This is a genomic window from Streptomyces sp. PTY087I2 (assembly GCF_001687325.1).
Lineage (GTDB): Bacteria > Actinomycetota > Actinomycetes > Streptomycetales > Streptomycetaceae > Streptomyces.
Window position 1 is genome coordinate 188,873 of record NZ_LZRD01000005.1, and the last position, 26,133, is coordinate 215,005.

Here is a 26,133-nt window from a genome sequence, read left to right on the forward strand (position 1 = left end):
CGCGCAGGTGATACGCGTGGGATGCGTGGGACTTGTCGTACGTGGAAGGGGCGGGCTTACGGAATCAGTACCGGTTTCACCACACGGCCCGCCTCGCAGTCCGCCTCGGCCTCGTTGATGTCGGTGAGCGGGTACGTACGGATCAGCTGGTCGAAGGGGAACCGCCCGGCCTGCCACAGCCCGGTCAGCCGGGGGATCATCAGAGCCGGGACCGCGTCCCCCTCGCAGATGTGGGAGATCCTCCGACCCCGGTCCAAGGTCCCCTTTTCCAGCGGGAGTTCGTCGTTCAGTCGGGCCACCAGGCCGAGGTGGCCCCTCGGGCGCAGCGACCGGAGCGCGTCGTTGATCAGCCGGGCGGAGCCCGTGGTGTCGAGGGCGTACTGCGCGCCGCCGTCGGTGAGCCGCCGGACGCGGCCGGGCAGATCGTCCGAGGCGGCGGGCAGCGGGATCGCGTTCAACTTCTCGGCCAGGGCCAGCCGTTCGGGGTGCCGGTCGACCGCCACCGCGACGGCCCCGGCGGCGGTGGCCGCCATGACCGCCGCCAGGCCCACCGCTCCGGCGCCGAAGACCGCGACGGTATCGCCGGGGCTCGCGCCGAAGGAGTTGAGGACCGCCCCGGCCCCCGTGAGAAAGCCGCAGCCGAGCGGCCCGAGCAGTTCGAGGGGGAGCGAGGGGTCGACCCGTACGGCGTTACGGGCCGGGACCATCGCGTACGCGGCGAACGAGGACTGGCCGAACCACCGGGGCGCCAGCCCGCCCCCGGCCGCGTCGGTGAACCGTGCCGCGTTCTCGGCGCGTCCCCCGAAGAGGTTGAGCGCGGCGAACTCGTCGCAGTAGGCGGGGGCCGCGCCGAGACAACTCCGGCAGTGCCCGCAGGAGTCGAAGCTCAGCACGACGTGGTCGCCGGGGCTCAGGGCGGTGGCCGGGCCGCCCGTCTCGACCACCACTCCGGCCCCCTCGTGGCCGAGCACCGCGGGCAGCGGGGAGCGGCCCGCCGAGCGCCGGACGGCGAGATCGGTCCGGCACATGCCGCACCCCGCGATGCGGACCAGGACCTCACCGTCGCCCGGACCCGCGTTCAGGGTCACCTCCTCGACGGCGAACGGGTCCTCGTACGAACGCAGCACCGCGGCATCGAACCTCATGGCCGGGCCTCCTGGGGGCGGTGTACGCCAAAGGGGCTGAGGTTGCCGTACAGCCCCCACGGTCCGCCCGCGACGCCGACGCCGCTCTCCTTCACCCCGGCGAAGGGCTGGGCGAGGGAGAGTTCGGCGTGGTGGTTGATCCAGGCCGTCCCGCACTCCAGCCGGCCGGCCACCGCCTCGGCCCGGTCCAGGTCGGTGCCCCACACCGAGCCGCCCAGCCCGAAGCGGGTGGCGTTGGCCGCGTCGACACTCCCGTACGGCAGCACCGGCAGGACCGGACCGAACTGCTCCTCCGCCACCACCGGGCTGTCGGGCGGGACATCGGTCAGGACGGTCGGGGCGTGGAACCAGCCCGGCCGGTCCAGCCGGTGGCCCCCGGCCACAGCCCTGGCCCCGTCCGCGAGGGCCCGCGCCGTGTACCGCTCCACCCGGGCCGGCTGGGCGGCGTGGTTGAGCGGCCCCAGCTCCGTACCCTCGTCGAGATCCGCCCCCACGACCACCGCCTTCGCCCGTTCCGCCAGGGCCTCCACCACCCGGGCATGGAGACGGGCCGGGGCGTAGACGCGTTTGACCGCCATGCAGACCTGCCCGCAGTTGCGGAACGCCGCCCGGAACAGCCGGTCCGCGATCCGCTCCACGTCCACGTCGTCCAGCAGGATCGCCGCGTCGTTGCCGCCCGGCTCCAGGGTGACCCGGGCGAGGCCGGACGCCGCGCCCGCCGCGACCGCCCGCCCGGTCGGCACCGAACCCGTGAACGTCACATGGCGGATCCCCGGGTGGGAGGCGAGGAGCGCGCCGAGAGGTTCGCGGCCGGTGATGATCGTCAGCACGCCCTCGGGCAGGGCGGCGGACATGACGGACCCCAGCAGCCGGGTCGCCAGCGGTGTGAACGGGGAGGGCTTGAGCACCACCGTGTTGCCCGCGGCGAGCGCGGGCGCGAACTTCGCCGAGGCGAGCTGGAGCGGGAAGTTCCACGGGACGATGGCGGCGACGGGCCCGAGCGACCGCCGGCGGGCCGACGCGGCGAACCACCGCAGCCGGGCCGCCGTGCGGGCGACTTCCGCGTACGACTCGGTCAGAGGTTTGCCCTGCTCACGGGTGAGCAGGGGCGCGAGCTGTGCCCCGGCCGCCTCCACGGCGTCGGCCGACGCGAGCAGCGCGGCCGCGCGGGCGGTGGGGTCGGACCGCCAGCTCCGCCAGGCCTCGTACGCCCGGTCGACCACCGCGTCCAGCTCCTCCGCCCGCTGGTCGGGAGCCTCGTCGAAGACCTCGCCCGTCGCCGGGTCGAGCACGGTGAAGCGCTCACCGGGGGCCGCCGGGGCCGGGCCCGGCTGATGCGGCGCCACGCCGGCGGTCAGCTCGCGGCCGGGGTCGCCGCGTGGTCCCGGGCGTGCCGGTCCATCTCCGCCCGGAAATCGGCCACCAGCCGCGGCTGGATCCGCCCCGCGTTGCGGTCGCCCCCATCGCAGACCGCCCCGCGTACGCCGACGATGTCCGTCCCTATCCGGGTCAGCAGGGCGAGATCCTCCCGCTTCACACTGCCCGCGAGCGCGGCGAGCAGCCCCGCGTCATGGGCCAGCCGGACGAACTCCCCGCAGGCTTCCGCCGGCACATGGTCGAACAGCCGGGTCCCGTCCTTGATCGCGGTGTCGAGCATCGCCGCGTCGGAGCCGGAGCGGCGGGCGATGTCGGGCAGCGCGAGCGGGCTCACACAGCCGATCCGGTGGGCGTCGGCATAGCCCGAGGCGACGACGAACGCGTCCGGCCGGAAGTCCTTCACGGCCCGGACCACTCCCCGCATCACCTCGATGGCCTGGTCGGGCGTCGTGCACCCGTAGAGGCCGACCTTGATGTACGTGGCTCCGGAGACCGCCGCGCCGAGTGCCGCCTGCGCCACCGTGCCCGGCTTGTACGGGACGTCCCCGACCGTCGCCGACACCGGCTTGTCCGCCGGGACCGCCCCGCGGATCTCCCGGATGACCCAGGGGAAGTTCGCACCGAGCGAGCCCTCGTCGGGCTTCTTCACATCGACGATGTCGAGATGGTCCGCCGCCTTCGCGCACGCGAGGGCTTCCTCGACGCCGTCCGGGGAGATGAGCAGCAGCAACGTGGATTCCTTCCACCGCGGGACACCCCCTGGGAGGTGCCTTGCCGATCAGGTCCGGCTCATCCTCGCCGCGCCACCCGACCCCTGGCAGGGCGCGAGGGATGGCGAACGGAGCACTGCTCCGACGCCCTCACGCCCCCCGCGCGACGCGCCGTTCACCTCAGCCTCTGCCCCTCGGGTCACACGGCACCCGGGTTGCCGTAATAGGCCCCCGCGCCGTGCTTACGGGTGTAGTGACGGTCCAGCAGATGCCGAGGTGGCTCCGCTGCCCCCAGGGCGAGGGTGTGCAGCGCCATCTCCGCGACCGCCTCGCAGATCACCGCGTGCTCCAGCGAGGCGTCGGCGTCCGCGCCCCAGGTGAAGGGCCCGTGGTGCGCGACGAGGGCGGCGGGCACGGCCCGGGCCCGTTCGTCGTCGCCTTCGAGCAGCTCCACGATGACCTGCCCGGTGTTGAACTCGTAGTCGGCCGCGCACTGTTCGGCGCTGAGCGGCTCGGTGACCGGCACCGGTCCGTCGAACGTGTCCGCGTGCGTCGTGCCGAGCACCGGGATCGGACGGCGGGCCTGGGCGAAGGCCACGGCGTGCGGGGAGTGGGTGTGCGTGATCCCCCCGATGGACGGGAAGGCCCGGTAGAGGCTCCGATGCGTCTCGGTGTCGGTCGAGGGGCGCAGATCCCCCTCGACCACCCGGCCGTCGTCCAGGGCCACGACGACGAGATGCTCCTCGCGCAGCCGGTCGTACGGCACCCCCGACGGCTTGATGACGAACACGCCGGCCTCCCGGTCGACCCCGCTCACGTTGCCCCAGGTCAGGGTGGCCAGACCCGCTCCCGGAATGCGCAGATTGGCGGCCAGGACCTCGCCGCGCAGCGACGCGAAAGCGGAGCGGGACATGGCGGGGCCTCCTGGCCGGGGTGAGGGAGCGGTCGCTCGGGCGGTGCCGCTCACAGGGCGTCGGCCAGTCGGTGGTAGGCCTGGTTCCAGCGGAGTTCCTGCGCGAACCGGCGTACGGTCGTGTCGGCGTCGATGAACGCGAGCTCCACGGCCAGCATGTCGGCCAGATCCTCGAACTCCTCGCGGCCCAGGGCCGTCGTGAGCACCGTGTGGTGCGGAGCCCCTGCGGTCAGCCACGCCTCCGTGGACGTACGCAGATCGGGTTCCGGGCGCCAGACCGCGCGGGCCACGGGCAGCAGGGGCAGTGGTTCGGGCGGCCCGACCACATCGATCCGGTTGGCGACCAGCCGGAACCGGGAGCCCATGTCGGCCAGCCCCACGACGACTCCGGGGGCGGGGGCCGCGTCGAACACCAGGCGGACCGGGTCCTCACGCCCGCCGATGCTCAGCGGGTGGATCTCGCAGGAGGGCGTGGCGGCGGCGAGGGACGGGCACACCTCCAACATATGGGCCCCCAGGACGAGTCCGCTGTCCGGAGCGAGGTCGTAGGTGTAGTCCTCCATGAAGGAGGTGCCGCCCGGCAGGCCGTACGCCATGGCCTTCGTCGCCCGCAGCAGCGCCGAGGTCTTCCAGTCGCCCTCGCCCCCGAAGCCGTAACCGTCGGCCATCAGCCGCTGGACCGCGAGACCGGGCAACTGCCGCAGGCCGCCCAGGTCTTCGAAGTTGGTGGTGAACGCGGTGAAGCCGCCGTCGGTGAGGAAGCCGCGCAGTCCGGCCTCGATCCGGGCCGCGTACCGCAGGGACGCGTGGCGCTCCTTGCCGGGAAGCAGCTCGGGAGCCAGGGCGTAGAGGTCGGCGTACTCCTCGGTGAGCGCCGCGACGGCGCTGTCGTCCACGGCGTCCACGGCCGCCACCAACTCGTTGACGCCGTACGTGTTGACGGACGTGCCGAACCTGAACTGGGCCTCGACCTTGTCCCCTTCGGTGACCGCGACATCCCGCATGTTGTCCCCGAAGCGGGCGAGGCGCAGCCGGGCGAACTCGGCGCGTCCGACGGCGGCCCGCGTCCAGGCCGCGATGCGGTGGGCCACATCGGGGGAGGAGACGTGCCCCGTCACGGTCTTGCGGGCGACACCGATACGCGACTGGATGTGGCCGAACTCGCGGTCCCCGTGAGCCGCTTGGTTCAGATTCATGAAGTCCATGTCGATCGTGGACCAGGGGAGACGGCGGTTCGCCTGGGTGTGCAGATGAAGGAGGGGCTTGCGGAGGGAGGCGAGGCCGGTGATCCACATCTTGGCGGGGGAGAAGGTGTGCATCCAGGCGATGAGACCGATGCAGCGGTCGTCCGCCTCGGCGTCCAGACACAGTCGGCGGATCGCGTCCGCCTCCGTCAGAACGGGCTTCCACACGATGCGCACGGCCGGACCGGCAGCCCCGCCGGCATGGACATCGGCGGCGATCGTCTCGCATATCTGCCGTGACTGGGCGGCCACTTGGGCGAGGGTGTCCTCGCCGTAGAGTGACTGACTACCAGTCAGGAACCAGATTTCGCTGTCGGTGGGGGCGAGAGGCATGGGCATACTCCCTGGTCGGGGGCGGGGCGGAGTGTGTGGGGTGGTGCGAGGTTCGCGGGAGGTCAGCGCGCGGTCCCGTGGGCCCTGGCGCGGTTGCGGAGCCTGCGCAGCCGGTGCAGCAGGAGGTCGCCGCCGGTGCCGAAGTGGTCGTGCAGCGCACGGTATTCGGCGTACAGCTCGTCGTAGACGTCGGCGTTGTCCGGGTCGGGGACATACGCGTTCCGTTCGACGCCACCCATGCGGGCGGCGGCCGCGCGGACGTCCGGGTACGCCCCGGCCGCCACCGCCGCGTGGATCGCCGAACCGAGCGCGGGACCCTGGTCGGAGGTGGCGAGCGACACGGGGCGGCGCAGGACGTCGGCGTAGACCCGCATGAGCAGCGGGTTCTTCTTGAGCCCGCCCGCCGCGATGAACTCCGTGACGGGCACCCCGTGTTCCTCCAGGGCCTCGACGATCACGCGGGTGCCGAAGGCGGTCGCCTCCAGCAGGGCGCGGTAGACGTCCTCGGGGCGGGTGTCGAGCGTGAGGCCGACCAGGACCCCGGAGAGATGGTGGTCGACGAGCGTGGAACGGTTGCCGTTCATCCAGTCGAGCGCGACCAGACCGTGTGCCCCGACCGGCTGCCCGGCGCTGAGCCGGGACAGATGCTCGTGCAGATCCTCACCGGCGGCCTCGGCTGCGGCGCGGTAGTCGTCGGGCACGCCCTGGCGCAGCCACCAGGCGAAGATGTCGCCCACCCCGCTCTGCCCGGCCTCGTAGCCGTACGCGCCCGCGACGATGCCCCCCTCGACCACCCCGCAGACCCCGGGGACGTCGGCCAACTCGTCGCTGTTCACGACATGGCAGGTGGAGGTGCCCATGATGGCGAGCAGATGCCCGTTCTCCACCGCCCCGGCCGCCGGGGCCGTGACATGCGCGTCGACGTTCCCCACCGCGACCGGGGTGCCCGGCCTGAGCCCGGTGCGGGCCGCGGCCTCTGCGGTCACGGTCCCGGCGAGGGAGCCGAGGGGGAGCAGCGGATGGTCGAGCCGGGTGGCGGGGAAGTCCGCGAAGTCCGGGTGGAGTTCGGAGAGATACGCGGGCGAGGGGTACGCGCCGTCCTGGTGGATGCCCTTGTAGCCCGCGGTGCACGTGTTGCGGGACTCGGTGCCGGTCAGCTGCCAGACGATCCAGTCGGCCGCCTCGATCCAGCGGGCGCAGGCGGCGTACACCCGGGGATCCTCTTCGAGGACCTGGAGCGCTTTCGCGTACTGCCACTCGGCGGAGATCCGGCCGCCGTACCGCCGGATCCAGGGCTCGCCCCGCTGATGCGCCAGGGCGTTGATGCGGTCGGCCTGGTCCTGGGCGGCGTGGTGCTTCCAGAGCTTCGGCCAGGCGTGGGGGCGGTCCGCCCAGGCGGGCTGCTCGGCCAGCGGCACGCCGTCCGCGGTGGTCGGCAGCACTGTGCAGGAGGTGAAGTCGGTCCCGATGCCGATGACTTGGGACGGGTCGACGCCCGCCGCCGCGAGCGCTTCCGGTACGGCGGTGTTCAGCGCCTCCCGCCAGTCGCGCGGGTCCTGGAGGGCCCAGTCCGGGGGCAGGGGGGTGTCCGAGCCCGGGAGGCTCCGGTCGATGACGCCGTTGCGGTAGGTGTGCACGGCGGAGCCGAGCTCCGCACCGTCGCGGACACGGACCACCACGGCACGCGCCGAGAGCGTGCCGAAGTCGACGCCGACCGTGCAGGCGTCGGGCGACCGGTCGAGAGGGCTGCCGGGGGAATCGGGCTGAGGGGTCACGAGCGAGACTCTCTGCTGCGGGAGTGGGTGCGGGGAGCGTCACCGCCCCCTGATTGTTAGCGCTCACAATCACTGGAGGCAAGAGGCCCGGGCTTGCGAAGTGGCGTGATCCTGGACTTTCGGGGTCGCGCGAGCCGTGACTTCGGATTGGCGCGAGCCGGGACTTGCAGGGGGCGCGTGCCGTACGGATTCCGGAGCGGCATACGGCGCGGAATCCGGGAGCGATGTCCCGTGGGATTCCGGGGGTGGCGCGCCGAACGGGCTCCGGGCTCCTGCGCCGTACGGATCGAGGCGCTGCGTACGGGACGGATTCCGGTAGCGGCGTGCCGTGGAATTCCGGGGGTGGCGCGCCGAACAGATTCCCGGGCTCCTGCGCCGTACGGATCGAGGCGCGGCGTACGGCTCAGGCGCCGTCCTGCGACCGGGTGCTGGCCCGGACGATCAGCTGCGGTTCCACCACGATGTGTTCCACGCCGCCCGCCGTGCCCTCGATGTGCTCCAGCAGCAGCTGGATGCTCCGGCGGCCGATGGCCGTGAAGTCCTGGCGCACGGTCGTCAGCGGGGGAGGGAAGAACCCCGCCTCCGGGATGTCGTCGAAACCCGCCACGGCCACCTGCTGCGGCGTGCGGATCCCCGCCTCCCGCAGCGCGCGCAGCACCCCCAGCGCCATCTGGTCGTTGGCGACGAAGGCCGCCGTCACCGGGGCCGCGCCCCGGCCCGCCAGGGCCAGCCCCGCCAGCTCCTGCCCCGCGTGGTAGCCGGACAGCGGGCTCCAGTCGCCCCGCAGCACGCGCGGCGGGCGGATCCCGTGCTCCTCCAGCACGGCGCGCCAGCCCTCGGTGCGGGCGGCGCTCTCCAGCCAGTCCTCGGGCCCCGCCACATGCCAGACCGTCTTGTGACCCGTGGCCAGGAGGTGTTCGGTGACGAGGCGGGCGCCCAGCTCCTGGTCGAGGGAGACGCCGGGGATGTCGAGCCCGTGGCTGCCCTCGACCGTGACGACGGGAAAGGGCGGGGTCAGCCGGGCCAGGGCCTGCACGCTGGAGCGCTGGGGGGTGATGGCGACGGCGCCCTCCACGCCCCAGGCCGCCAGATGGTCGAGCGCGTCCTCCAGGGCGTGGCCGCCGCCGCTGCGCAGGGTGACGGTCGAGACCAGGTACCCCTCGTCGCGGGCGGCCTCCTGGAGGCCGGCCAGGGTGCTCGCGGGCCCGTAGAGCGTCGGGTCGACCGCGATCACGCCGATGGTCCGCGAACGCCGGGTGACCAGCGCCCGGGCCGCGGAGTTGCGGCGGTAGCCGAGCCGTTCGATGGCGGCCGTCACCTGCTCCCGGGTGCTGGCCCGGACATTGGGATGGCCGCTGAGCACCCGGGACACGGTCTGGTGGGAGACCCCGGCCTCCCGGGCGACGTCCGCCATCGTCGGTGGGCGGAGGGCCTCGGTGGGGCGGGTCATGCCTTGCTTCCTCCGGACGAAGGGCGCGGCCCGGTCCGGCCGCGGGACGCCCCGCGAGGGCGACGGGCCCACCTCGAATTCGAGAAACAGCTTAACGCCTCTTGCCCCCAACGTGTGTGAGCGCTAACAATCCAGTGGCCGGTGGGCGGATCCTCGGCCGACGGCGCCCGCGCGCCGCGACGACGGGGCGCCCGCCGGCTTCTCACCCCTGCCCGGAGCCACCCCGACACCCCGCCCCCAGAGCCGCCCCAACGACGGGAATGCCAGGTAACGACCATGACGAACCGACGAGCCGCTCTTCCCCTCCTCGCCGCCGCGACCGCGTGCGCCCTCCTGCTGACCGCCTGCGGTCAGAACAGCGAGGGCGGAAGCCGTGAGAAGTCCGGGGACGACGCCCGGACCATCGGCATCGCGATGCCCACCAAGTCGTCCGAACGCTGGATAGCCGACGGCAGGAACATGACCGCCAGCCTGAAGAAGGCGGGCTTCCGCACCACCCTCCAGTACGGCGAGGACGACCCCGACCAACAGGTCTCCCAGATCGAGAACATGATCACCCAAGGGGTGGACGCCCTGGTCATCGCCGCGATCAACGGCGAGGCCCTCTCCAACGTCCTCCGGCAGGCCGCCGACGCCGACATCCCCGTCATCTCCTACGACCGGCTGATCCTCGGCTCCGACCACGTCGACTACTACGCCTCGTTCGACAACGAGAAGGTCGGGGAGCTCCAGGCGGGCTACATCGTCGACAAGCTCGAACTCAAGGACTGGCCGGACGAGGGCCCCTTCAACATCGAGCTGTTCGCGGGGTCCAACGACGACAACAACACCAAGTACTTCTTCAACGGCGCCATGAAGGTGCTCAAGCCCTACATCGACGACAAGCGCCTCGTCGTCCGCTCCGGGCAGACCCGCCTCAACCAGGTCACCACCCTGCGCTGGGACGGCGGCACCGCCCAGAAGCGCATGGACGACCTGCTCACCTCCACGTACTCCAGCGCCCGGGTCGACGCGGTCCTCTCCCCGTACGACGGCATCTCCATCGGCATCCTCTCCGCTCTCAAGTCCGACGACTACGGCAGCTCCGCCAAGCCCCTGCCGGTCGTCACCGGACAGGACGCGGAAGCCGCCTCCGTGAAGTCGATCATCGCGGGCGAGCAGACCCAGACCGTCTACAAGGACACCCGCGCCCTCGCCCAGGTGGCGTCCGACATGGTCGAAGCGGTCCTGGACGGGAAGAAGCCGGAGACCAACGACACCACGACGTACGACAACGGCAAGAAGGTCGTCCCCGCGCATCTGCTGCCGCCGGTCAGCGTGGACAAGTCCAACTACCAGTCCGTGCTCGTCGACTCCGGCTACCTGAAGGCCGAGGACCTGCGGTGACACCGAAGGCCCCGACCACCGGCCCGGGCCCGGAGCGGGACGCGTCCGGCGGCCTCGTGCTCGACATGCGGTCCATCAGCAAGACGTTCCCCGGCGTGAAGGCGCTCAGCGAGGTGAACCTGCGGGTGCGCCGCGGCGAGGTCCACGCGCTGTGCGGCGAGAACGGCGCGGGCAAGTCCACACTGATGAAGGTCCTCTCCGGGGTTCACCCGCACGGCAGTTACGAGGGAGAGATCCGTTACGAGGGCGAGGAGTGCCGGTTCCGCGACATCCGCGCCAGCGAGCGGTCCGGCATCGTGATCATCCATCAGGAGCTGGCCCTCGTGCCCCAGCTCTCGATCGCCGAGAACATCTTCCTCGGCCACGAGCCCGCCCGGCGCGGCGTCATCGCCTGGCCACAGACTCTGCGCCGGGCCGCCGGACTCCTGCGCCGGGTGGGGCTCGACGAGCATCCGCAGACCCGGGTCGCCGACATCGGGGTGAGCAAGCAGCAACTGGTCGAGATCGCCAAGGCGCTGGCCAAGGACGTCGGACTGCTGATCCTCGACGAGCCGACCGCCGCGCTGAACGACGAGGACAGCGCCCAACTGCTGCGGCTCATCGGCGAACTGAAGCACCAGGGCATCACCTCGATCATCATCTCGCACAAGCTGGGCGAGATCGCCCAGGTCGCCGACACCGTCACCGTCCTCCGCGACGGCCGCACGGTGGAGACCCTCGACCTCAAGGACCCGGGGACCACGGAGGAGCGCATCATCCGCTCCATGGTGGGCCGGAGCCTCGACAGCCGCTTCCCCGACCGCACCCCCTGCGCGGCCCCGCCCGCCTCCGCCCCGGCCCTGGAGATCCGCGACTGGACCGTGGGCCACCCCGTCGACCACCAGCGCAAGGTCGTCGACGGGGTGTCGCTGCGGGTGGAGCGCGGCGAGATCGTGGGCATCGCCGGGCTGATGGGCGCCGGCCGCACCGAACTCGCCATGAGCGTCTTCGGCCGCTCCTACGGGCGCCACCTCTCCGGAACGGTGCTCAGGGACGGGGCCGAGGCCCGGACCCGTACCGTGCCGGAGGTCGTCGACGCGGGCATCGCCTATGTGACGGAGGACCGCAAGCACTACGGGCTCAACCTCCAGGACTCCGTCAGCCGGAACATCTCCCTCGCCTCGCTGTCCCGGCTGGCCCGGCGCGGGGTGGTCGACGCCCACCAGGAGCGCGTCGTCGCCGAGGAGTTCCGCCGCACCATGAACATCCGGGCCCGCACGGTCTTCGAGCAGGTCGGCCGGCTGTCCGGCGGGAACCAGCAGAAGGTCGTCCTGAGCAAGTGGATCCTCGCCGGGCCCGAGGTCCTCATCCTGGACGAACCGACCCGGGGCGTCGACGTCGGCGCCAAGTACGAGATCTACACGGTGATCGACCGGCTCGCCGCCGAGGGCAAGGCGGTCCTGATGATCTCGTCCGAGCTGCCCGAACTCCTCGGCATGTGCGACCGCGTCTACACGATGGCGGCCGGCCGGATCACCGGCGAGAGCTCCCGCGCCGAGGCCGACCAGGAACTGCTGATGCGGTACATGACGCACGACCCCGCCGTCCCCGCGCCCCGGCATCCCGCACCCCACGAAGGACTCACCGATGAGCACTGACCTCAGCCCCACCCCTCCGGCCGCCGCGGACCCCGGGTCACGCGGGGCCGCCCCGGCGGTGGCACGCCTGCTGGTGGACAGCGTCCGGCGCAACAGCCGGCAGTACGGGATGCTGTTCGCGCTGGGGCTCATCGTGCTGCTCTTCCAGATCTGGACGGGCGGCGACCTGCTCCTGCCGCGCAACGTCTCCAATCTCGTCCTACAGAACAGCTACATCCTGATCCTCGCCATCGGCATGATGATCGTCATCATCTCCGGCCATATCGACCTCTCCGTGGGATCACTGACGGCCCTGGTCGGCGCGGTCGCCGCCGTCCTGATGGTGCAGCACCAGCTCTCCTGGCCGATCGCCGTGGTGGTGACCCTGCTCATCGGCGCGGCCGCGGGAGCGGTCCAGGGCTTCTTCATCGCGTACGTCGGCATCCCCTCGTTCATCGTGACCCTGGCCGGCATGCTGCTGTTCCGGGGGCTGACGGAGATCTTCCTCCAGGGACAGACCCTGGGCCCCTTCCCCGAGGGGCTTCAGAAGGTGGCGAACGGCTTCCTGCCGGAGGTCGGCCCCGTCACCAACTACCACAACCTGACCCTGCTGCTGGGGCTCGGAGTGATCGCCCTGGTGGTCAACCAGGAGATCCGCAACCGCGCCCGGCAGGCGGAGTTCGACCTGACGCCCCTGCCGAAGAACCTGTTCGTCCTGAAACTCGTGGCCCTGATCGCCGCCATCACGGTCGCCACGCTCCTGCTCGCCAGCTACAAGGGCGCGCCCGTCGTCCTGATCGTCCTCGCGGTCCTGCTGGTCTGCTTCGGTTACGTGATGCGCAACGTGGTGATCGGACGCCACGTGTACGCCATCGGCGGCAACCTGCCCGCGGCCAAGCTGTCGGGCGTCAAGGACCGCAAGGTGACCTTCGCGGTCTTCCTGAACATGGGGATGCTGGCGGCCCTGGCCGGGCTGGTGTTCGCGGCGCGGTTCAACGCGGCCTCGCCCAAGGCGGGCATCAACTTCGAACTGGAGGCCATCGCCGCGGCCTTCATCGGAGGGGCGTCGATGAGCGGCGGCGTGGGCACGGTGCTGGGCGCCGTCATCGGCGGGCTGGTCCTCGGCGTCCTCAACAACGGGATGAACCTCGTGGGCATCGGCACCGACTGGCAGCAGGTGATCAAGGGCCTGGCGCTGCTGGCCGCGGTCGGCTTCGACGTCTGGAACAAGCGCCGGGCGGGCTCCTGACCGGGGCCGGCGGGTTCCTGACCGGGCCCGGCAGGCTCCTGGCCGGAGCCGCGCGAGCTTCTGACCAGGGCCGGACAGGGCTGACCGGGGCAGCGGACCGCTTGATCGTCTCCGGGCGGGGTAGCGAAACGGTATGACCACTGACAGAACATCGCCCGCGACCGGCGGGTACGTGCGGCCGGAGATCGACGTCCGGGCGCTGACCGAGGTGCTCGACGGCGAGTACGCGGATGTCCGTGACCTCGTCCGGACCAACCTGGTGACGCACGCTTCCGTGCTGGACGAGGCCGACGAGCTCGGCATCGACGCGTACCGCGAGCGGGTGCGCGAGCTCGTGGTCGAGATGGCGGCGACGGGCCAGACCGGCATGGGCTTCCCGAAGCGGTACGGCGGGGGCGGCGACGTCGGGGCCTCGATCGCCGCGTTCGAGACGCTCGCCTTCGGCGATCTGTCGGTGCTCGTGAAGGTCGGGGTGCAGTTCGGGCTCTTCGGCGGCGCGATCCTGCATCTCGGGACCGAGCGCCACCACGACGCCTACCTCCCCGGTCTGATCACCGGGGAGCTGATGGGCTGCTTCGCGATGACGGAGACCGGGCACGGCTCCAACGTCCAGGCGCTCGGCACCGTCGCACGCTACGACGCCGACGCCCAGGAGTTCGTCATCACCACCGAGGGCGACCAGGCGCGCAAGGACTACATCGGCAACGCGGCCCGCCACGGCGAACTGGCGGTCGTCTTCGCCCAGCTGGAAGTGGGCGGCGAGTCCCAGGGGGTGCACGCGTTCGTCGTGCCGATCCGGGTCGGCGGCGAGTCGGCGCCCGGGGTCCACATCGAGGACGACGGCCGCAAGATGGGCCTCAACGGCGTGGACAACGGGCGCATCCGGTTCGACGACGTGCGGGTGCCACGCGAGGCGCTGCTCAACCGCTTCGCCGACGTCACCCCCGAGGGCGTCTACGAGAGCACGATCGACAACCCGAACCGTCGCTTCTTCACCATGCTCGGCACCCTGGTCCAGGGCCGGGTCAGCGTCGGCGGCGCGGGGGTCGGCGCCGCCAAGGTCGCCCTCGCGATCGCCACGAAGTACGCCCTGCGGCGACGGCAGTTCGCGGCCGGCCCCCAGGGGGAGGAGCAGTTGCTCCTCGACTACGGGCTGCACCAGCGGCGTCTGCTGCCGCTCATCGCCCGTACGTACGCACTGCACTTCGCCCAGGACGTCGTCCGCAACCGGCTCCACGACGTCTTCTCCGGCCCGGAGGACGACCCGCAGGCGCGCCGCCTGCTGGAGGCCCGGGCCGCCGGGACCAAGGCGCTCGCCACCTGGCACGCCACCCGGGTGATCCAGGAGTGCCGCGAGGCGTGCGGCGGGGCGGGCTATCTCGCCGTCAACCGGTTCGCCGCGCTCAAGGCCGACAGCGACATCTTCACCACCTTCGAGGGCGACAACCACGTCCTGCTCCAGCTCGTCGCCAAGGGCCTGCTCACCGACTACGCGAGCGAGTTCGAGGACCTGGACCAGCTCGGCATGGTCCGTTACGTCACCAACCTCGCCGTCGAGACGGTCATCGAGAAGACCTCCGCCCACAAGCTGCTCGAACGGGTCCGCGACCTGCTGCCGGGCGGCGACGAGTGGGACCAGGAGGCCGGACTGCTCGACTCGGAGTACCAGCTCGCCATGGTCCGCTACCGCGAGGAGCACATGCTCGCCGGGGTGGCCCGCAGGCTCAAGGCCGGCATCGACCGCAAGCGCGATCCGGGCGCTGTCTTCTCCGAGGTGCAGGACCACGTCATCGCCGTCGCCCGTGCCCATATGGAGCGGCTGGTGCTGGAGGCGTTCGTCGAGAAGATGCGTACGCTGCCCGAAGGCGGCAACAAGGTCGCGCTCGGCCTGCTGTGCGACCTGTACGCCCTGTCGACGATCGAGGCGGACCGGGCGTGGTTCATGGAGCACGGCCGGCTGACCGTCCAGCGCTCCAAGGCGATCAGCCGCGAGGTGAACGACCTCTGCCGCAAGATCCGGCCGCTCGCTGCCGACCTCGTCGACGCCTGGGGGATCCCGGACGCCATGCTGCGCGCCCCGGACCTGGTGGGCGGGGCCTGAAACCCTGCGGTGACCGTGACCCCGGGCCCGTCGGGTCCGGGGTCGGTCGCTGAACGTCGGCCGGTGAACCGTCAGCCGGTGAACAACTGGGTGGCCTTGCGGATGAGTTCGTACAGCCCGTAGGCGAGCGGGGCGCCCACCCACAGCCAGGTGAGGGCGATCAGCGGCCGCCGGTCCTTCCCCGCGGCGGCGTCAGGCGGACTCTGACTGCTGCTGTCGGACATCGGGCGCTCCCTTCTGCGCGGTCACGGCGGCGAGATGGTGGGACGGGTGGACCGGGCGGACCAGTTCGTTGGCCACGAAGCCGATGACGAGCAGGGCCATCATGATGAGGAGCGACGTCCCGTACAGATCCGCGCCGTCCTTCCCGGCCTCCTCCTGCCGGTCGGCGATCCAGTTCACGATCAGCGGGCCCAGGACCCCGGCGGTGGACCAGGCGGTGAGCAGACGGCCGTGGATCGCGCCCACCTGGTACGTACCGAACAGGTCCTTGAGATAGGCGGGGATCGTCGCGAAGCCGCCGCCGTAGAAGGAGAGGATGACCAGCGCGCACAGCACGAACAGCGGCTTGGACGAGTCGCCGACCAGGGCGATGAGCGCGTACATGAGCGTGCCCGCACCGAGATAGACGCGGTAGATGTTCTTGCGCCCGATCAGGTCGGAGGTCGAGGACCAGCCGATCCGGCCGGCCATGTTGGCGGCGGACAGCAGCGCGACGAACCCGGCGGCCGCGGTCACCGACACGGGCGTGGAGGTGTCCGCGAAGAAGTCCGTGATCATCGGCGCGGCCTTCTCCAGGATGCCGATGCCGGCCGTCACGTTCATGCAGAGCACGACCCACAGCAGCCAGAACTGCGGGGTGCGCAGCGCCTGACGCGCCGACACCTGAGGCCCGGCGGCGGTGGTGGCGGCGATGACGGGGCCGCCGTCCGCCCGCTGTTGCTCCGTACGCGGACGCGGCACCCGTACCAGCAGGACGCCGAGCAGCATGAAGACGGCGTAGGACAGGCCGTGCACCAGGAAGGCGAGGGCGATGCCCTTGCTGTCGCTGCCGAAGGACTCCAGCATCTGCGCCGACCAGGGCGAGGCGATCAGAGCGCCGCCGCCGAATCCCATGATGGCGATGCCGGTGGCCATGCCCGGACGGTCGGGGAACCACTTGATGAGCGTCGACACGGGCGAGATGTAGCCGATGCCGAGACCGATGCCCCCGACGAAGCCGTACCCCAGGACGATCAGCCAGAACTGCTGGGTCGCCGCGCCGAGCGCGGAGAGCAGGAAGCCGGAGGAGAAGCAGACGAGGGCGACGGTCATGGCCCACCGGGGCCCGCGGCGTTCGACGAGCGTGCCGCCGAAGGCGGCGGAGAGGCCGAGCATGACGATACCGAGCTGGAAGGGCAGGGCGCTCTGCGTGCCGCTGAGGCCGAGCGCGTCCTCCAGCGGTGGCTTGAACACGGACCAGGCATAGGCCTGGCCGATGGAGAGGTGGATCGAGAGGGCGGCGGGCGGTACCAGCCAGCGACTCCAGCCCACGGGGGCGATGGGGGGACTCATGGGTCCATCACCGTAGTGAGGGGGAATCCGGTTGAGAAGCCTGTTGGTTAAACTTTCACCTTGTTCGATTCGGGTGATGGGTGTGCGTGTCGGCGACACGTGCCGGGGACGGCTACTTCCCGGACGTGGACGTGGTCGCCGCGAGTACCAGCTCCACGCAGTGCGCCTCCAGCCGCTCGCGCGGTACGTCGAGCGTGCCGTGCAGCCACCCCGCGAAGAGGTTCGCCAGACCGCCGAGGAGGTGGGTGAACACCGGCATGAGCAGATGGCTGCGGGCCCCCAGCACCGGATCGGCGAAGGGCTCCAGGAGCAGCAGACGGCCCTTGTGCGGCGCGTCCAGGACCAGGGCGACGAAGGCGGAGACGGCGGCCCGGGCCCGGCAGATCGTCGCGGCCGGTGAAGCTCTCGTAGAAATAGCGGTCCGTCAGACGCGCCTCGCGGCAGACGGACCGGACCGTGACGGCCGCGCACTCACGCTTCTTCGAGGAGCGCTGGGAGCGCCTCTTCCGCTCGCTGTACCCGATCGGGGGAGTGGTGTACGACGGCCTGCTCGTCGCCCGTACTCTTCGGCGAGCACGTCCGCTGGTACGCGCTGTACGGCCTCTCGATGAAGCCCGTCCCCGGCAGCTGGGAGGAGTTCCAGCGGTACGGGGACCACATGTGCGCCGACGTTCTGGAGGACAACCGGCCGACCCGGGACGTCCTGAACATGCGGCGCATCGCCGGGGCGGGCTGGGACCGCGACTGAGGCGGCCTCCGGGCGAGCCCCGAAGCGTCCCGCTCCCTGTCGGTCACCCGCTTCGCTCCGCCGTACCGCCCTGCGGCTAGTTTGGGTGCAGCACAGATGAGCAGGCCCGTGGCGGCAGAGACGGACGCACGGGGGGACGGGAGGTCGGGGAGAGTGTCGCTGCGCGGAGGTGATCCAGCCGAGATCGGCGGTTATCCGCTGGAGGAACGGCTCGGTTCGGGTGGCATGGGCACGGTCTTCCTGGCCCGGACGAGCTCCGGCCGGCCCGTCGCGATCAAGCTGATCCACCAGCATTTCGCGGGGGACGACGAGTTCCGCATCCGGTTCCGGCAGGAGGTGGCCGCCGCACGCCGGGTAAGCGGAGCGTTCACCGCCGCCGTGGTCGACGCCGCCCCCGAGGCCGACCAGCCGTGGATGGCGACGACCTACATCGAGGGGCCCACGCTCGCCCAGCGCATCACCGACGACGGCCCCCTGGACGGGCCGGAGCTGCGGAGCCTCGCCATCGGTCTCGCGGAGGCGCTGCGCGACATCCACCGGGTGGGCGTCGTCCACCGCGACCTGAAGCCCTCGAACGTCGTGCTCTCGGCCGAAGGGCCCCGCGTCATCGACTTCGGCATCTCCCGCGCCGTGGACCAGGAGACGCTGACGATGACCGGGCGGGTCATCGGTACGCCGCCCTTCATGTCGCCCGAGCAGTTGCAGGCGCCGCGCGGTGTGGGGCCGCGCTCCGATGTCTTCTCGCTGGGGACGCTCCTGGTGTACGCGGCGACGGGTCACGGGCCCTTCGACGCGGACAGCCCCTATATAACGGCGTACCAAGTGGTGCACGAGGAGCCGTCGTTGGGCGCGGTGCCGGACGCCCTGCGCGCGGTCGTCGAACCGTGCCTGGACAAGGAGCCCGAGGGGCGTCCCTCGGCGGACGAACTCCTCGTGCTGCTGCGGGATCTGCCGGCCGACCTGGGCGGGGCCGCCACCGGCGGGCCCGGGGCGGGCCGGACCCGCGACATGCTCACCCAGCACCACCTGATGACCCCGGAGACCCCACCGCCGACGACCCCCGCACCGGCAGCTCAGATCACGCCTGCCGCTCCCGACGCGGGCAGCACCGGCACCGCGATCGGCGGCCGACTGCGGCGCCGGTGGCGGCCCGTGCTGGCGGCGGCGGTCGCGGTGGCGGCGATCGGCGGGGGAGTCGCGGCGCTGACGACGAGCGGTGCCGACGGGAACGGCGACGGCACGGATGGCCGAGGCGGCACGGAGACCGGGCGGAGCGTCGCCGCGCCCGGCGGCACCCTCCCGGACGGCTTCGAGCCGTGGCGCACGACCGTACCGGGCGGCCGCGAGGACATCCCCGACGAGCTGCGCTGTGTCGCCCGCGACGACGCGCTGTTCTGCGGGGGAGGCGGCGTCATCGCGACCCGGGTGAACCCCGCGGACGGTTCGCCGGTGTGGACCGCGAAGAGCCCGGGCGTCCCCGCCCAGGGCATGCACATGGTGGGCGCCACCGACGACACCGTGATCGGCTACCGCATCGCCGACCAGGACGCCCCCGAGGGCCCGCCCACCGAGGTCGTGGCGCTCGACGCGGACAGCGGCGAGGAGTTGTGGTCCACGCCGTCCGGCTCCCAGTCGACGGCCGTCACCGGCCGGACCCGGGACGCCGTCGTGGCCGGCTCCGCCGTGGTGACGGTCGACGCCTCCAACTCCCGCTTCGAGGCCCGGGACGCCCACAGCGGCGAGGTCGCCTGGACGGCGCCGTTTCCCGCCGGCACCCAGTGCGCGCCCGTCCCGGTGGGACCCCGGCTCCTCGCGATGTGCGCGACCGACGCGGAGGTCGACGCCCTCGAACCGCGCAGCCCCACCCTGCGTACGCTCGCCCTCGACTCCGGGGAGCTGGGCAGCCCCATCGAGGTCGAAGGACCCGTCGTGCCGGTCGGTGACGCCGACGGCTCCCTCGTACTCCTCTCCCAGTACCACGAGGGAACCGCGCGGGCCGGGTACGACGGGGTGGCCCGCGTCGACCCGGCCACGGGGAAGGTGACGCACTCCCGGCTCGACAAGGCGTACGACGGCACGCCCGGCATGGCGGACGGCACCCTCTACATCAGCGGGCAGACCGGTCTCCTCACGGCGTTCGACCCCGCGACCGGCCGGAAGAAGTGGGAGCGGCAGACGGGTGTGGAAGGCGCGTCCGGGCCCGCGACGGGTGACGGCGCGGTGTACTTCAGCTCGGCCACCGGCCGGGTGGTCGCGCTGTCGCCGAAGGACGGGAAGACGCTGTGGTCGACGGACCCGCAGGCCGACGGGCTGACGGGCCAGGAGGGCGCGAGCTCGCGCGTGACCGTCGCAGGACGCGCGCTGTTCGTGGCCGCGGCGAAGAACACCCTCTTCGCCTTCGACGCGGGGAAGCCGCCGAGGTCGAGCTGACCCCCGGCTTTTCGCCTCGACGCGCGGATGCCGCCGAGGTCGGATTGCTTCCGGCTCTTTGCCTTCGACGCGCGGATGCCGCCGAGGTCGGATTGCTTCCGGCTCTTTGCCTTCGACGCGCGGAAGCCGCCGGTGGTCGGGCTGACCCCGGCTCCTCGCCTGTGACGCACGGAAGCCGCCGAGGCCGGACTGCCCCGGCGGCTTCCCCGCCCGCCCCACCCCCGTGGGGGCGGTGTTCAGGCCCGGCGCAGGACCGTGGCCTCCGCGCCCCAGCCGAGTGCGACGGTCCGCTCGACCCGCCAGCCCGAGCGCTCCGCGAGAACGGCGAGCGCGGCGGAGTCGCGCAGCGGGCTGCCGGTCGCGGTGAACGCGTGCAGCGCCGCCTCGGCCGCGTGCGGGCTCAGTCCGTCCGGGCGCGAGGCCTCCACGAGCACCGCCGTGCCCGTCCACTCGGCCAGCCGCGCCAGGAGCCGTACGGCCTCCTCGTCGGTGCGGTACGCCAGTGCCTTCGCGGCGACCGCGACGTCCGCGGGCCCGGCCGTCCAGTCGATCCGGTCCGGCGCCGGAACGTGTCCGCGCAGCACCTCGGTCGGTACGCCCTCCTCCGCGATCCGCAGCCGCGGCCGCCGTCCGGCGTCGTCGAGGGCGGCGACCATCGAGGCGCTGCCCGGACCGGTCAGGAGGCAGGTCCCGACGCCGTCCCAGAGGGGATCGGCCGTCAGGCCGGTGAGCAGGAACACCAACTGCTCGCACTCCTCGACCAGTTCGCCGTAGCGTTCCGCGTCGTGGGCCACCGTGTCGTGCAGCGTGGCACCCGAGGCGAGCCGCCACGGCGATGTGCCGTCCCGGAGCGCGGGGGCGAGGTGCGCGAGGGCGAGCAGCAACTCGGCCTCGTGGCCGGTGTACTCCTCGCGCTCGTGGTCGTCGAGAAGTTCCTCGCCCGCCGCGCCGAGCCGCAGCCCACCGGCGTCGGCGTCGACGACCACGTCGTACGCGGAGAGCAGCGGCAGCTGGACCGCGATCCCCGGACCGGGCACGCCCAGCCGGGCCGCGAGGGCGTCGGCGGAGAGCCCCGGCGTGTCGGCCACCGCGTCGACGACACCGAGCTGCAACGCGGCCCGGGCGACCAGCCACGGCAGCGGCGACGGAATCCCGGCAGGGGCCGCCGTGGCGGCGCCCGCGTCGGCCGCGGCCTCCGGCGCGGCGGGCTCCTCGTGGTGCCAGTAACCCGTGATGTTCACCCGGTCCTTGGGGAGCTTGCGCTCCCGCTGGAGATACCGGCGTACGGGAAGGAGCGCACGGCTCTCCGCCGCCGCCCAGACGTACCCCTCGCCCGGCGGCACCGGCAGTGCGCGCACGGCGGACTCCAGCGCCGCAGCGTCCCCCGGCTCCGCGAGCACCCAGGTGACCGAGTCACCGTCGCGCAGGGCCAGTTCCTGGCGTGCCACGTCGTCCGAGACGGTCACCAGGACGTGCGCCGGGACGTCGAGAGGGCGTTCGTCGAGGAAGCGGCCGATCGCGGGCAGCGCCGTCTCGTCGCCGACGAGCTGGATCCAGTCCAGCCGTTCGGGCAGCCGGAGCGAGGACTTGGGGCCGACGAACCACAGCTCGTCGCCCTCCCGGGCCGCGGCGGACCAGGACTCGGCGGGCCCGTCGCCGTGCACCACGAAGTCGAGGTGGAGCTCTCCCGCGTCGAGGTCCACCCGGCGGGGCGTGTAGTCGCGGGTCAGCCGGTGTTCGGCCGGGGTCCACTCGATGCCGTGCGGCAACTGGGCCGGGAGCGCCGCCCGGACGTCCCCGTCGGCGGCCATGATGAGCTTGATGTGGTCGTCGAACCCGGGCGCGGCGAAGCCGGGATGGTCGATCCCGTCACGGGTGAACGCCGCGAGGTCCGCGCCGCCGAGGACGACGCGCCGCATCCGGGGGGTCACCTCCTCGACGCGGCGCACGGTGACCCGGCGCAGGACGAGGGGGTGCGTCGTGTACGCGCGCCGGCCGGCCATCAGGAGAACTGCTTCTCGACGATGTCGAGCAGGGCCATCGACTCGTCGTAGTCGCCGCGCAGCACCCAGTGCGGCAGGTCGTAGGCGCGGTTCGCCTTGAAGGCGGGCAGCGCCTTGTAGACGGGGTTCTTCTTCAGGGTGGCGACGTCGGTCGTGTCGGCGTTGAAGCCCATCACGAACACGGACGGCTGGGTGATCGTCTGGCCCACCTTCTCGGTCGACAGCTCGAACATGTCACCGCCCTGCCCGTACACCTTGAAACCGCCGTCGGCGAAGACCGGGGCCGGCTCGATGCCGACCTTCTTCAGCTCGGTGGGCAGGCCCACGCTCTCCACCAGGCCGAAGGCGGTGCCGTCACCGGTGAAGGTGAGGAAGGAGACCGGGCCGGCCGGCGGCTTGATCGCCTTCTTCACCTCGTCGATCCGCTTGTCGTACGCGGCCACGTGCTGCTTGTAGACGTCGGGCTTGCCGAACACGTCGTCGGCGAGGAAGGAGAACTGGGCCCGCCAGTCGCCGAGCTTCTTGCCGACGAGCACGGTGGGGGCGATGTCGGACAGGTCGTCGTACACCTTCTCCGCCTGGAACAGCGGGAAGCCGATGCCGCCGCCGACGATGAGATCCGGGTCCAGGGCGAGGATCGCCTCCAGATCGAAACCGTCGACGCTCCACGGCAGGAACGTCGTGCCGTCCTCCTCCGCCTCCTTCGCCCAGTTCGGGGAGAACTCGCCCTTGCCCTCGGCGTCCTCGGGGATCGTCGCCGTGACCGGTACGTCGAGGTCGTAGAGGTACCCCGCCAGCGCGTGGTTCAGCACGACCACCCGCTTCGGCTCGGCCGGCACCTTCACCTGGCCGTAGTCGGTCGTGACGGTACGGGTCTTCGCGGCGGACGCCTTGTCCCCGTCGCCCGACGGGTCGGAGGCCGAGCAGCCGGTGAGGGCCAGCGCGGCGACGGCCGCGACGGCGAGAAGACGGGCAGGAGCAAACATGGGACCTCATGAGACTGGGCAGGCTCGACCGTTCGAGCTGTTGGTAAGGTGAGGCTAACCTCGCTGGTTCCGCTGCGTCGATCCGCGGACGACATGGTCGGTGACGGACACGACGCATCGCACAACGGGAGGCACGCTTGCCGTCGACATCCCTCGGCACGGTGGTCGCCGAGAACGCCATCCGCTTTCTGGGGCACGACACGCACCAGCACGACGCGCCCCATCTCGTCTACGTGGTGACGGGCAACGCCCGCCTGACCGCCGACGGCGAGGAGTGGCGGCTCGGCCGCCACGAGGCCGTGTGGCTCGCTCCCCGCGTGCCCCACGCGCTGCGGATCGAGCCGGGCGGCATGGCGCTCGGCCCCTTCCTCGACCCCGCTGACCAGCCACGATGCCGGGTTCAGCCGCTCGGGGCGGTGCCCGCGCTCACCGAGGTCATGACCACCGCGCTCGGGGCCGCGCCGACCACACCGGAGCAGGTCGAACCGTTCCGGCAGGCGCTCGGGCGCGTCCTGAGAGGCATCTCCCGGCAGTACTTCCCGGTCGTCCTGCCCGTCCATCCCGCCGTCCGCGCCCTCGCCCACGAGGCCCTGCGCACCCCATCGGCGACGCTGGAGAGCCTCGCCGAACGGCACCGGATGAGCGCCCGTCAGGTGCAGCGCGTCTTCCTCGACGAGACCGGACTGCCCTTCACACGGTGGCGCAACCGGGCCAGGATGAACGCCGCCGTCGAACACCTCCGCGGCGGGGGTGAGCTGACGGCGGCGGCCAGGGCGGCCGGTTACGCCACCCGGGCCGGACTGCTGCGCGGGCTGAGCCGTGAGTCCGGAGTGCCGGTCAGCGCGCTCACCACCGACGCGGTGGGGGCGCTCGGCGGCTGAACCCGGGGGAGCCCGGTCGCGGCGGGCCCAGCAGTACATGTACGTCGATCACGCACGGCACTCCGGCCTGTCCGGGTGGCGGGTTGCTCAGGGAGAACAGACGAATGGCACAGGCGCTCGCGATGAAGGACGCGCCACCCCCCACCGCACCGTCGAGGTCCACGCGGCGCAGGACGCGCCGGCTCATCGGCCTGGGTGCCGCCCTCGGCGCACTCCTTGTGGCGGTGCTGCTCAGCGTCGCGATCGGCTCGGCGCTGCTCCCGCTCGACGTGGTGTGGCAGGCGCTGACCGCTCCCGACGGCTCCGCCTCGCACGCCACGGTCAGCGGCGCCCGCGTGGACCGTACGCTGCTGGGCATCGTCGTCGGCATGTCCCTGGGCGTGGCGGGAGCGCTCATGCAGGCGCTGACCCGTAATCCGCTCGCGGACCCCGGTGTCCTCGGCGTCAACGCCGGGGCGGGGTTCGCCGTCACCCTGGGCGTGGCCGTCCTCGGCGTCACCCGCATCGAGCAGTACCTGCCGCTCGCCCTCGTCGGCGCCGTCGCCGGATCGGCGTTCGTCTACCTCGCCGCGAGCGGCGGAGGGGGCGGGCCGACCCCGGTGCGCCTCACGCTCGTCGGGGTCGCCTTCACGGCGGTCCTCGTCGGCATCTCGCAGACCCTCGCCCTGATCGACACGGAGACGTTCGACCGGATGAGGTTCTGGGGGGCGGGCACCATCACCGACCGCCCGATGGGCACCGCCGGCGACATCCTGCCGTTCGTCCTGGCCGGTCTGCTGGTCGCCGCCCTCTGCGCCCGCCCGCTCAACGCGATCGCCCTCGGCGACGACGCGGGACGGGCCGTCGGGCTGCGGGTCGGCGCGGTGCGGTGCGGCGTGGTGGTCGCGGTGGCCCTGCTGTGCGGTGCGGCGACGGCAGCGGCGGGCCCGCTGATGTTCGTCGGGCTGATGGTGCCGCACGCCGTGCGATGGCTCACCGGCCCCGACTGGCGCTGGATCCTGGTCTTCTCCGCCGTCCTCGCCCCGGTGATCGTGCTGATCGCCGACGTCCTGGGCCGGCTGATCGTGATCCCCTCCGAACTCCAGGTCGGCGTCATGATGCCGCTCATCGGCGCCCCGGTCCTGATCCTTCTGGTGCGCGGAAGCCGGGTGAAGGAGCTGTGAGCGGGACATTCGTCATCAGAGCGGGCTCTCTGAGCCTGCGGGCGTCACGCCGCTCGGCGGTGGTCTGCGGACTGCTGGCGGCCGCGCTGATCGCCCTGGCGCTGTGGGCGTTCACCCTCGGCAGCTACGCGCTGAGCCTCGGCGACCTGATGTCGGTCCTGACCGGCACCGCCCGCAACAGCGTCCGCACCGTCGTCCTGGAGTGGCGGGCCCCGCGCATCGTCGCCGCCGTGGTCTTCGGCGCCGCCCTGGCGGTGGGCGGTGCGGTCTTCCAGTCCCTGACCCGCAACCCGCTCGGCAGCCCCGACGTCATCGGCTTCACCACCGGCTCGTACACCGGTGTCGTCCTCATGCTGCTGGCGGGCGCGACCAGTTACTCGGCCCTCGCGGCGGGCGCGCTCGTCGGCGGGCTCATCACCGCGTTCGCCGTGTATCTGCTGGCGTTCCGGCGGGGGGTGCGGGGCTTCCGGCTCATCATCGTGGGCATCGCGGTCGGGGCGCTGCTGTCCTCGGTCAACACCTGGTTCTCGGTGAAGGCCGATGTGGACACCGCGCTGCGGGCCGCTGTCTGGGGCGCCGGTTCGCTCAGCGCCATCGGCTGGCCCGCCGTGCTGCTGTCCTCCGCCCTGCTGGCGGCGGTCGCCCTGGTGGCCCCGGTGGCGCAACGCCGGATGCGCTGGCTCGAACTGGGCGACGACACGGCGGCGATGCTGGGCGTCCCCGTCGAGCGTACGAAGCTGCTGCTGGTGGTCCTCGGCGTCGCCGCGACCGCCGCGGTGACCGCGGCGGCGGGCCCCATCGTCTTCGTGGCCCTGGCGGCCCCGCAGATCGCCCGCCGGCTCACCGGCCGCGGCTCCACCGTCGACCTCGCCGGTTCGGCGCTCGTCGGATCACTTCTGCTGCTCGGCGCCGACATCGCGGCGCAGCACGCGATCGAGGGCGTGGTGCTGCCGACCGGCGCGGTCACGGTCTGCGTGGGCGGGGCGTATCTGCTGGTGCTGCTGGTACGGGAGTCGCGCCGGGGGCTCTAGGGGGTCCGGGGCGCCCGGCAGCCGGTCGGCCCGGCCCG

The 26,133-nt window shown here is 72.2% G+C and carries 19 protein-coding genes and 2 pseudogenes; 9 read left to right on the plus strand and 12 right to left on the minus strand.

Annotated features, from left to right (window positions below):
• Positions 1 to 56 precede the first annotated feature (56 nt).
• From A3Q37_RS07065 to A3Q37_RS07095, 7 genes are all read right to left on the minus strand, one after another.
• Entirely contained in the window at positions 57 to 1,145 is a 1,089-nt protein-coding gene (locus A3Q37_RS07065; protein WP_065479214.1) for an NAD(P)-dependent alcohol dehydrogenase, read from the minus strand.
• The gene (locus A3Q37_RS07070) at positions 1,142 to 2,491 is read right to left on the minus strand and encodes an aldehyde dehydrogenase family protein (protein ID WP_065479217.1); all 1,350 of its coding nucleotides are present in this window, start codon (positions 2,489 to 2,491) and stop codon (positions 1,142 to 1,144) included. The genes A3Q37_RS07065 and A3Q37_RS07070 overlap by 4 nt, the downstream gene beginning before the upstream one ends.
• 8 nt (positions 2,492 to 2,499) lie before the next feature.
• The gene (locus A3Q37_RS07075) at positions 2,500 to 3,252 is read right to left on the minus strand and encodes a (5-formylfuran-3-yl)methyl phosphate synthase (protein ID WP_065479220.1); all 753 of its coding nucleotides are present in this window, start codon (positions 3,250 to 3,252) and stop codon (positions 2,500 to 2,502) included.
• A gap of 179 nt (positions 3,253 to 3,431) precedes the next feature.
• Positions 3,432 to 4,145: an L-ribulose-5-phosphate 4-epimerase AraD gene (araD, locus tag A3Q37_RS07080; RefSeq protein ID WP_065479223.1), complete on the minus strand. Its 714-nt coding sequence runs from the start codon at positions 4,143 to 4,145 to the stop codon at positions 3,432 to 3,434.
• 50 nt (positions 4,146 to 4,195) lie between these two features.
• Positions 4,196 to 5,722, minus strand: coding sequence for an L-arabinose isomerase (gene araA, locus A3Q37_RS07085; protein ID WP_065479227.1), 1,527 nt, complete (start codon positions 5,720 to 5,722; stop codon positions 4,196 to 4,198).
• A 62-nt stretch (positions 5,723 to 5,784) separates the two neighbouring features.
• Positions 5,785 to 7,497 (minus strand): ribulokinase, encoded by a 1,713-nt coding sequence (gene araB, locus A3Q37_RS07090; protein ID WP_065479232.1) that lies wholly within the window; start codon positions 7,495 to 7,497, stop codon positions 5,785 to 5,787.
• Between the two features lie 403 nt (positions 7,498 to 7,900).
• A complete protein-coding gene (locus A3Q37_RS07095) occupies positions 7,901 to 8,947 on the minus strand; it encodes a LacI family DNA-binding transcriptional regulator (RefSeq protein WP_065479235.1) in 1,047 nt (348 codons plus the stop codon).
• A gap of 276 nt (positions 8,948 to 9,223) precedes the next feature.
• Here A3Q37_RS07095 and chvE point away from each other — a divergent pair, with 276 nt between their 5' ends.
• The 4 genes from chvE to A3Q37_RS07115 all read left to right on the plus strand — a co-directional run bounded on the left by chvE (position 9,224) and on the right by A3Q37_RS07115 (position 15,299).
• On the plus strand, positions 9,224 to 10,333 hold the full coding sequence (gene chvE, locus A3Q37_RS07100) for a multiple monosaccharide ABC transporter substrate-binding protein (protein WP_065479238.1): 1,110 nt from the start codon (positions 9,224 to 9,226) through the stop codon (positions 10,331 to 10,333).
• 65 nt (positions 10,334 to 10,398) lie between these two features.
• Positions 10,399 to 11,970 (plus strand): multiple monosaccharide ABC transporter ATP-binding protein, encoded by a 1,572-nt coding sequence (gene mmsA / locus A3Q37_RS07105; protein ID WP_218064546.1) that lies wholly within the window; start codon positions 10,399 to 10,401, stop codon positions 11,968 to 11,970.
• The gene (gene mmsB / locus A3Q37_RS07110) at positions 11,960 to 13,198 is read left to right on the plus strand and encodes a multiple monosaccharide ABC transporter permease (RefSeq protein WP_065479244.1); all 1,239 of its coding nucleotides are present in this window, start codon (positions 11,960 to 11,962) and stop codon (positions 13,196 to 13,198) included. Before mmsA ends, mmsB begins: the two co-directional genes overlap by 11 nt.
• Positions 13,199 to 13,331: 133 nt before the next feature.
• Entirely contained in the window at positions 13,332 to 15,299 is a 1,968-nt protein-coding gene (locus tag A3Q37_RS07115) for an acyl-CoA dehydrogenase (RefSeq protein WP_065479248.1), read from the plus strand.
• 71 nt (positions 15,300 to 15,370) lie between these two features.
• On the opposite strand, the gene A3Q37_RS37160 is transcribed toward A3Q37_RS07115, so the two are convergent.
• The 3 genes and pseudogenes from A3Q37_RS37160 to A3Q37_RS35485 form a co-directional block, all read right to left on the minus strand.
• Positions 15,371 to 15,523 carry a hypothetical protein gene (locus tag A3Q37_RS37160; protein WP_176711365.1) on the minus strand — a complete coding sequence of 51 codons (153 nt, stop codon included), beginning with the start codon at positions 15,521 to 15,523 and terminating at the stop codon, positions 15,371 to 15,373.
• A complete protein-coding gene (locus A3Q37_RS07120) occupies positions 15,492 to 16,853 on the minus strand; it encodes an OFA family MFS transporter (RefSeq protein ID WP_065479252.1) in 1,362 nt (453 codons plus the stop codon). The genes A3Q37_RS37160 and A3Q37_RS07120 overlap by 32 nt, the downstream gene beginning before the upstream one ends.
• A gap of 112 nt (positions 16,854 to 16,965) precedes the next feature.
• Positions 16,966 to 17,350, minus strand: a pseudogene (locus A3Q37_RS35485) (TetR/AcrR family transcriptional regulator); the annotation flags it as partial.
• Between A3Q37_RS35485 and A3Q37_RS35490 the strand changes: the two are divergent.
• Positions 17,310 to 17,574, plus strand: a pseudogene (locus tag A3Q37_RS35490) (oxygenase MpaB family protein); the annotation flags it as partial. The pseudogenes A3Q37_RS35485 and A3Q37_RS35490 sit on opposite strands and share 41 nt — an antisense overlap.
• Before the next feature lie 180 nt (positions 17,575 to 17,754).
• On the plus strand, positions 17,755 to 20,031 hold the full coding sequence (locus A3Q37_RS07125; protein WP_065479255.1) for a protein kinase domain-containing protein: 2,277 nt from the start codon (positions 17,755 to 17,757) through the stop codon (positions 20,029 to 20,031).
• A 236-nt stretch (positions 20,032 to 20,267) separates the two neighbouring features.
• Here the strand turns inward: A3Q37_RS07125 and A3Q37_RS07130 are convergent, their stop codons facing one another.
• Positions 20,268 to 22,034: a siderophore-interacting protein gene (locus tag A3Q37_RS07130; RefSeq protein ID WP_065479258.1), complete on the minus strand. Its 1,767-nt coding sequence runs from the start codon at positions 22,032 to 22,034 to the stop codon at positions 20,268 to 20,270.
• The gene (locus tag A3Q37_RS07135) at positions 22,034 to 23,020 is read right to left on the minus strand and encodes an ABC transporter substrate-binding protein (RefSeq protein WP_065479261.1); all 987 of its coding nucleotides are present in this window, start codon (positions 23,018 to 23,020) and stop codon (positions 22,034 to 22,036) included. The genes A3Q37_RS07130 and A3Q37_RS07135 overlap by 1 nt, the downstream gene beginning before the upstream one ends.
• Before the next feature lie 137 nt (positions 23,021 to 23,157).
• On the opposite strand from A3Q37_RS07135, the gene A3Q37_RS07140 reads away from it, so the two are divergent.
• The 3 genes from A3Q37_RS07140 (at position 23,158) to A3Q37_RS07150 (ending at position 26,095) form a co-directional block, all read left to right on the plus strand.
• Positions 23,158 to 23,901, plus strand: a complete 744-nt coding sequence (locus A3Q37_RS07140; protein WP_065479264.1) for an AraC family transcriptional regulator — start codon at positions 23,158 to 23,160, stop codon at positions 23,899 to 23,901.
• A gap of 104 nt (positions 23,902 to 24,005) precedes the next feature.
• Entirely contained in the window at positions 24,006 to 25,064 is a 1,059-nt protein-coding gene (locus A3Q37_RS07145) for an iron chelate uptake ABC transporter family permease subunit (protein WP_065479267.1), read from the plus strand.
• Complete coding sequence (locus A3Q37_RS07150; RefSeq protein ID WP_065479270.1) at positions 25,061 to 26,095, plus strand: iron chelate uptake ABC transporter family permease subunit; 1,035 nt, start codon at positions 25,061 to 25,063, stop codon at positions 26,093 to 26,095. The genes A3Q37_RS07145 and A3Q37_RS07150 overlap by 4 nt, the downstream gene beginning before the upstream one ends.
• Positions 26,096 to 26,133 lie beyond the last annotated feature (38 nt).

What these genes read in the sequence shown, in the direction of transcription:
- A3Q37_RS07065 (WP_065479214.1), bottom strand. Translation starts at nt 1,145, where the DNA reads ATGAGGTTCGATGCCGCGGTGCTGCGTTCGTACGAGGACCCGTTCGCC.
- araD (WP_065479223.1), bottom strand. Translation starts at nt 4,145, where the DNA reads ATGTCCCGCTCCGCTTTCGCGTCGCTGCGCGGCGAGGTCCTGGCCGCC.
- araA (WP_065479227.1), bottom strand. Translation starts at nt 5,722, where the DNA reads ATGCCTCTCGCCCCCACCGACAGCGAAATCTGGTTCCTGACTGGTAGT.
- A3Q37_RS07095 (WP_065479235.1), bottom strand. Translation starts at nt 8,947, where the DNA reads ATGACCCGCCCCACCGAGGCCCTCCGCCCACCGACGATGGCGGACGTC.
- chvE (WP_065479238.1), top strand. Translation starts at nt 9,224, where the DNA reads ATGACGAACCGACGAGCCGCTCTTCCCCTCCTCGCCGCCGCGACCGCG.
- mmsA (WP_218064546.1), top strand. Translation starts at nt 10,399, where the DNA reads ATGCGGTCCATCAGCAAGACGTTCCCCGGCGTGAAGGCGCTCAGCGAG.
- mmsB (WP_065479244.1), top strand. Translation starts at nt 11,960, where the DNA reads ATGAGCACTGACCTCAGCCCCACCCCTCCGGCCGCCGCGGACCCCGGG.
- A3Q37_RS07115 (WP_065479248.1), top strand. Translation starts at nt 13,332, where the DNA reads ATGACCACTGACAGAACATCGCCCGCGACCGGCGGGTACGTGCGGCCG.
- A3Q37_RS37160 (WP_176711365.1), bottom strand. Translation starts at nt 15,523, where the DNA reads ATGTCCGACAGCAGCAGTCAGAGTCCGCCTGACGCCGCCGCGGGGAAG.
- A3Q37_RS07120 (WP_065479252.1), bottom strand. Translation starts at nt 16,853, where the DNA reads ATGAGTCCCCCCATCGCCCCCGTGGGCTGGAGTCGCTGGCTGGTACCG.
- A3Q37_RS07130 (WP_065479258.1), bottom strand. Translation starts at nt 22,034, where the DNA reads ATGGCCGGCCGGCGCGCGTACACGACGCACCCCCTCGTCCTGCGCCGG.
- A3Q37_RS07135 (WP_065479261.1), bottom strand. Translation starts at nt 23,020, where the DNA reads ATGTTTGCTCCTGCCCGTCTTCTCGCCGTCGCGGCCGTCGCCGCGCTG.
- A3Q37_RS07145 (WP_065479267.1), top strand. Translation starts at nt 24,006, where the DNA reads ATGGCACAGGCGCTCGCGATGAAGGACGCGCCACCCCCCACCGCACCG.